General features: G+C 31.1%; 4 protein-coding genes and 1 pseudogene. 2 read left to right on the plus strand and 3 right to left on the minus strand.

The genetic code is table 11. The features are described 5' to 3' along the window. Both KE631_RS02430 and glnS read right to left on the minus strand, forming a co-directional pair. Positions 1 to 312, minus strand: a 312-nt coding sequence (locus KE631_RS02430) for a UvrD-helicase domain-containing protein (protein ID WP_212509257.1), incomplete at its 3' end; no start/stop codon positions are given. 119 nt (positions 313 to 431) lie between these two features. Then, a complete protein-coding gene (gene glnS / locus KE631_RS02435; RefSeq protein WP_212509258.1) occupies positions 432 to 2,177 on the minus strand; it encodes a glutamine--tRNA ligase in 1,746 nt (581 codons plus the stop codon). 452 nt (positions 2,178 to 2,629) lie between these two features. Between glnS and KE631_RS02700 the strand changes: the two are divergent. Together KE631_RS02700 and KE631_RS02610 are read left to right on the plus strand one after the other, a co-directional pair. Further along, positions 2,630 to 3,094, plus strand: a pseudogene (locus KE631_RS02700) (sigma-70 family RNA polymerase sigma factor); the annotation flags it as partial. A 1,563-nt stretch (positions 3,095 to 4,657) separates the two neighbouring features. Next, positions 4,658 to 4,825, plus strand: coding sequence for a glutamate--tRNA ligase family protein (locus KE631_RS02610; protein ID WP_249291147.1), 168 nt, complete (start codon positions 4,658 to 4,660; stop codon positions 4,823 to 4,825). 117 nt (positions 4,826 to 4,942) lie between these two features. Here KE631_RS02610 and KE631_RS02450 read toward each other — a convergent pair. After that, positions 4,943 to 5,674: UvrD-helicase domain-containing protein (locus KE631_RS02450; protein WP_249291149.1), on the minus strand; the 732-nt coding region annotated here is incomplete at its 5' end.

The following is a 5,674-nucleotide window of genomic DNA, read 5'->3' on the forward strand; positions in this document are numbered from 1 at the left end:
AAATTTTTTCAAAATTTGGTTTCCCAAAGAGTGAAAAGTGCAAATAGTAATGCCTTTGGTTTTTTCTTGACCAATCATTTTGGCAAGTTTTTCTTGCATTTGTTTGGCAGCTTTGTTGGTGAAAGTAAGGGTTAAAATTTGGTTGCTTGGTAAGTTTTTTTGTTCGATTAAATAAGCAATTTTAGCAGTTAAAGTGGTGGTTTTACCAGTGCCTGCTCCTGCTGCTAGATAAAAAGATTTAGCATTGCTTGTGACTGCTGCAAGTTGGGGTTTATTTAATTTTTCTAAAAAATTGGTTTTATTGTAAAACATTTTTATATCTTTTATTTCGTTGTTTATCCTTTTTGTTTTGTGTTGTTTTTTCTGGGAGTGTTTTTTGGTTGGGTGATTTGATGGGATTTATTAGTTTTTATTTTTTTAGTAGAACAAATTTATTTTTGAGGATTTGATTTTAAGCTTACTACTTCATTGAAATTAAGTTCTTGCGTTTTTCCATTTGTGTCTTTTGTGATTTTGTCTGCTGCAAAATAACCTTGTCTTAGAAATTGCAAATGGTTTTTGCAACAACAGCTTTTTTGTAAACTTGATTCTACAAAACCTTTTTTAATATGCCAGGATTTATCGTTGAAATTGCCATTTGTGCAAAGTAGTGGAGCAAAAAAATTAAAAGTGGCTTTGCAAGCAGTCTTTGCTTCTACAAAATGAATAGTTCCGTTTGGTTTTCTATCTTTAAAGCCGCTGCCGCTTTTGGTTTGGGGGTCGTATGTTGCAAGAATTTCTGTTATTTCTCCTTTGTTGTTTTTGACAACATCGTAAGCTTTAACAAAATAAGCATGAAATAATCTTACTTCTTCGCCCAAAGTTAATCTTTTATAATTTTTATCTGGTTTTTGGAGTGCAAAATCGTCTTTTTCAATGTAGAGATGGCGGGAAAAATAAATTTCTCTTTCTTGGGTTTGTTCTTTTCCTTTTGTTTGTTCTTTTCCTTTTGTTTGTTCTTTTCCTTTTGTTTGTTCTTGATTTTGTTCTGGGGTTTTTCCTTGGGTTTGAGATGTGTTGCAACATTTACAAGTATGAAAATTATTAGTCCAAGGAGCTTTGAGAGTTTCTATTTGGTTTTCAGGAAAGTTAGTAATAGTAATTTTGAGGGGGTTTATAACTGCCATGCGAGGCAAGGATTTTCCTTTAAGGTCATCTCTTACAAAAGATTCTAACATTTCTTGTTTGACTTGTGAATTTACTTTGGATAAGCCTGTTTCAAGGACAAAATTTTTGATAGCTTCAGGAGTGTAGCCTTTTTTGCGGATGCCTGATAAAGTTGGCATTCTAGGGTCATCCCAACCTGTTACTAAGTTTTTTTCTACCAAATTATTAAGATGTCTTTTGCTCATCAAAGTTTGGGTAAGATTAAGTCTTCCAAATTCAATTTGGCGTGGAGTATGTTTGGCTTTTGTTTCTTTGATTATCCAATCATATAAAGGTCTGTGGTCTTCGAATTCCAAAGAACACAAAGAATGTGTGATGTTTTCAAAGGAATCTTCCAATGGATGAGCGTAATCATAGGTAGGGAAAATATGCCAATGTTTTTGTTTTAAAGTAAAAGCAGAAAGAATACGGTACAAAATAGGGTCTCTCAAATTAAGGTTAGGGCTTTGCATATCAATTTTGGCACGCAAAACTTTGCTACCTTCTACAAATTTTCCTTTTTTCATTTGTTCAAATAGCAAGATATTTTCTTCAATACTACGATTGCGATAAGGAGAATTGGTACCTTTTTGGGTTAAATTACCGCGACTTTGGGCAATTTGTTCAGCGGTTTGGTCATCAACATAGGCTTTTCCTTGTTTGATTAAAAAAAGTGCCATTTGATACATTTGAGGGAAATAATCTGAGGCAAAAGTGATTTTGTAAGGAGTGTATCCCAGCCATTTGATGTCATTGAGGATGGCATTAACATAAATTTGTTTTTCTTTGGAAGGGTTGGTGTCATCATAACGTAAAAGGGTTTTGCCTTCAAAAAAATGTGCCAATTCAAAATTAATAATGATGGCTCTGGCGTGTCCTAAATGTAAAAAACCATTGGGTTCGGGCGGGAAACGTGTAATGATTTGGCTGCATTTTCCGCTTTGGAGGTCTTTTTGAATGATGGTTTTGATGAAATTTGATTGTTTTTGCATTTTATAAGTCCTTTTTCTTTTTATTTGGTTTATTTGGGGTTTGGGCTTTTTGGGTGGTTTTGTTTGCAAAAAAATTTGTTTGGGAATCTTAGTTTTGGTCTCCAATTTTTATTAGTTAATTTATGTATTTTATTTATGATTAGAAATATAATTTAGGATTTTGAAAAAATAGACTTCTAAATATCGCTGTCAATATCATATCCTTCATATATTTTAATCAAAACACTCTATTATATTATACTAGCATTTTGAAAATATTTTTGAAAATATTTTTTCATTTTAACAGTTGGAAGTTGGTGAAAGTGGGTTAGGGTGAGTGTTCCAAAACTTTTTGGACAACTTTTTACTTTTTTAAAAATTCTTTAAGACTAACTTAATAGTTAGTCTTTTTTCTTTTCAGGAATAAAAAAATAATTTCTTATCTTTTCTAAAATATTTTTGGAAGGAATAAAATGTTAAGACAAAAATTATTTTAAAGATTTTTAAAAAATAAAGAAATAATTTAGCAATTCGCGATCGGAAATTAATCGAAATGCATTTACCATTAGTAAAAAAATAGTTAAACAATTTAAATATTTCCCTAAAGCACTTCAAAGAGAAGATTTATACCAAGAAGGAATTTTAGGTCTAATCAAAGCTTTAAATAATTACCAAGATTTAGGATGTGATTTTATTGGCTATGCTACTATAATTAAAGGTAAAATCACACAGAACTTGTTAAGTCTACAAACCACTTCCAACTTCCAGAGAGGCGTTTAGGAAAGAAAAACAAGTAAATAATATTCCTTTTGAAGAAACACAACCCCAATCTATTAAAACCAACAATCTAACCCTCATCAAATTTGGTTAAATCAAGTTAATCACGAATTGTTTATTCAAAAATCAAATCTAATTTAAATAAACAAGAATTCAGTATTAAGATAGTTTTGGGTTAACATAAAAACATAATAAATAATACACTAAATGAATATTAATGAAAAATGTAATGTTTAAAGAAATATTGAGGTTTATCTTAAGATGAAGTAGAAATTAATCTAAATAAAGCAGTTAAACTAGTTAAAAAAAATATAAAAGGAAATAAATAATATGAATTATCAAAAAAATACAACTACTTATTAATTTGCTTTGGTTTTGATAATTTCTACTTGCCTTAATAAATTCTTATTTACATATTGGAATACTCAATTTGAGTATTAATTACGGTTTTGGAATCCCAAAGCTGTCTAATGATTTCGAATTCTTGTTTATTTAGAATTTGTTTTTGAGCAAACGATTCGTGTTGCTGATTTAACCAGAACTGATGATTATGACGGCTTAATAGACCCGGGGGTTATGTTTCTTTCAATGCATAACCACAAACGCCTCTCCCCCAGCAGACCTCTAATAAGAATACTGTGTTACCTTTAATGTTGAATAATATATTAACTAAAATCACATCTAAATCTTATTATTATTTGGCTTTGATTAGACCTAAATTCTTCTTAATTCAAATGCTATAACGGCTAAGTGTTGGCTTATTTTGCTAATGTGTCATTTCATTCAATCGATGTGAATATAAATATTTTATTTTTTAAAAAATCTTTAAATAATTTTTTCTGTGTGATACATTCATACAAAAATGATTTTGAAGATGAAATTGTTTTGTTCTGAGAGAAAAGACAACTATTGAGATTAATCATAAAGAACACAAAAATGAAGACATCCAAGTACGGAACCTCACCCTATTGCTCTTGGCTTCCCGGCTGTTTGGGTAGTGTTTTCAAGCTATTTCAAAATGCTAATTATATATAATAAATGTTTGATCTATATGAAAGGATTTTTGACCAGGCGATATTTAAGTCTATTTTCAAATCTAAATTATGACCTAATCATAAATAAATACATGAAGTGTAATGGAGATAAACAAGATTCCAATAATTTTGCAATGACCTTACTTAGGCCACGATAGGCCAGATGAAAGGACGCAAAATGCGAAACGGAGATTTCATCAGGAAACCATCATTCAAGCATGCAGCCGAATCATTAAAGTTTCCATCGTATTGTTTTATTTAAACGCCAAACCATCGTATTAATTGCAATTGGCACATTTGAGGCAAGAACCGCTTTACGTTATGTGATGCCAACCTTTCAAGAAAAGGCAGGATTTATATGTTGTGCCAAATCTCAATGACATCAAGTAACGGTTTACTCCTTACAAAATCGCTTTGCCTCGGGTATTTCCCCTCAAAATGTATCAAATGGCACTTTTTTTAATCAAGCAGGAAAAATGCTGATGATGACAAACGCTGAACAGAACCCTTTAGTCTGTGAAGATTCTCTAAACAGTATTAATAACGCTGGTGGTTGCGTGCCAAAGAATGTTGTAAACTAACTACAATTTGAGATATTTGCTGCCATTATTCTTTCTGCTTTACTAAAGCTAAAAACATTGGCATATTTTCCTACCTATGATTACGCTCATCCATTGGAAGAAGATTCCTTTGAAAACATCACATTCTTTGTGTTCTTTGGAATTCGAAGACCACAGACCTTTATATGATTGGATAATCAAGAAACAAAAAGCCAAACATACTCCACGCCAAATTGAATTTGGAAGACTTAATCTTACCCAAACTTTGATGAGCAAAGACATCTTGTCAATTTGGTAGAAAAAAACTTAGTAACAGGTTGGGGATGACCCTAGAATGCCAACTTTATCAGGCATCCGCAAAAAAGGCTACACTCCTGAAGTAGCTATCAAAATTTTGTCCTTGAAACAGGAAGCATCAGTAAATTCTACAAGTCAAACAAGAAATGTTAGAATCTTTTGTAATAGTTAGTCTTAAAGAATTTTTAAAAAGTAAAAAGTTGTCCAAAGTTTTGGAACACCTCAGTTTAATCAAAAGGTTGGCTTTGTCTAGGATGTTTTTAGAAGAACGGTAATTTTGTTCCAAAAAAGCTACTTGAGGACTAAATTTATTTAAGAACAATTGGTTGTTTTCAAATCTGGCTCCTCGAAAAGAATAAATGTTTTGGTCAGGATCTCCTACTACAAAAATATTTTGATGGTTTTGGGCTAAAAGAGTCAAAATTTGGTATTGGAAAAAATCAGTATCTTGGAATTCATCAACTAATAAATATTGGAATTTTTGTTGATAAAAAGCCCTTACATAGGCATTTTCTTGGAGCAGTTGGTGCGTATATAAAATAAGGTCATCAAAATCAACTAAATTATTGTTTTGCAAAAAAATTTGATATTTAGCTTTGATTGGTATTTCGAATTCGTATCTGTTTTCACGTTGAAAAATGTGTTCTTTTTGGGTTGCGTGTTGCAAAGTGTCTTTGTTTTGTGGTTCGTGTTTTCTTTTGATAGCAGAAATGTTTTTTCTTAATTCGCTAATTTTTATTCTTTTGGGGTCGATATTCATTTCTTTTAAAATGTCTTTGATGATTTTTTTGCAGTCGTTGTCATCTAAAATTTTAAAATTGGTGCGATATGAAAATGGCAAAAAGGGGAT

This window comes from 'Santalum album' aster yellows phytoplasma (assembly GCF_018283495.1).
Classification (GTDB): domain Bacteria; phylum Bacillota_I; class Bacilli_A; order Acholeplasmatales; family Acholeplasmataceae; genus Phytoplasma; species Phytoplasma asteris.

What these genes read in the sequence shown, in the direction of transcription:
- glnS (WP_212509258.1), bottom strand. Translation starts at nt 2,177, where the DNA reads ATGCAAAAACAATCAAATTTCATCAAAACCATCATTCAAAAAGACCTC.